This is a genomic window from Kitasatospora sp. NPDC029312, from assembly GCF_055569215.1.
On record NZ_JBVHXY010000089.1, the window covers coordinates 3,370 to 4,149 of the forward strand.

General features: G+C 74.7%; 2 pseudogenes. Both read left to right on the forward strand.

The window, feature by feature from the left end:
• Positions 1-678 (forward strand): annotated as a pseudogene (locus ACZ4WV_RS35340) (hypothetical protein); the annotation flags it as partial.
• 10 nt (positions 679-688) lie between these two features.
• Positions 689-780: pseudogene (locus ACZ4WV_RS35345) on the forward strand (roadblock/LC7 domain-containing protein); the annotation flags it as partial.

The following is a 780-nucleotide window of genomic DNA, read 5'->3' on the forward strand; positions in this document are numbered from 1 at the left end:
GGCGGCTACCAGCAGGACGGGTACGCCCAGGACGGGTACGGCCGCCAGGCCGACGAGGCCCCGGCCGGCCACCCGTACGCCCCGGAGCCGCCGGCGCTGCCCGCCGCCGGTCCCGCCGCGGGCTCCTCCGCCACCCTGCCGTCCGGGCTTCCCCAGCGCCGCCCCGGCCAGCAGCTGGCGGCCGGTGGCCTCGGCGCCGCCCCGGCCCCCGCCGCCCCGACCGGTGAGAGCCCCAACTGGTTCGCCGGCGCCAAGGACACCTCCTCGTCCCTGGAGCCGCGCGGCCACGACGTGTCCGCCCTCGGCGGTTACGGCCCGACCGGCCCGACCGCCAACTCCGCCTGGCAGTCGCCGAACGACGGCAACTGGCAGCGCGCCGAGCAGGTGCGCGAGCCCTCCACCAGCGGCACCACCGGTGCCGGTCTGCCCCGGCGCGTGCCGCGGCAGAACCTGGTGCCCGGCAACGCCAAGCCCACCCCGCAGGACGGGCCGCAGGTCTCCCGCAGCCCCGAGGAGGTCCGTGGCCGCCTCACCAACCTGCGCCGCGGTGTCGAGCAGGGCCGCAGCGCCGGCAACACCGGAAGCTTCCGGATCGACCCCGATCAGGTAGACCAGTCCGGCAACGGACAGAACCGGAGCACCGATCTCTTCGGCGGCTCGAACCACCAGGAGCGTTGAGTTGACTCAGATGAGCCAGGCCGCACAGAACCTGAACTGGCTGATCACCAATTTCGTGGACAACACCCCCGGGGTGTCCCACACCGTGGTGGTCTCCGCGGA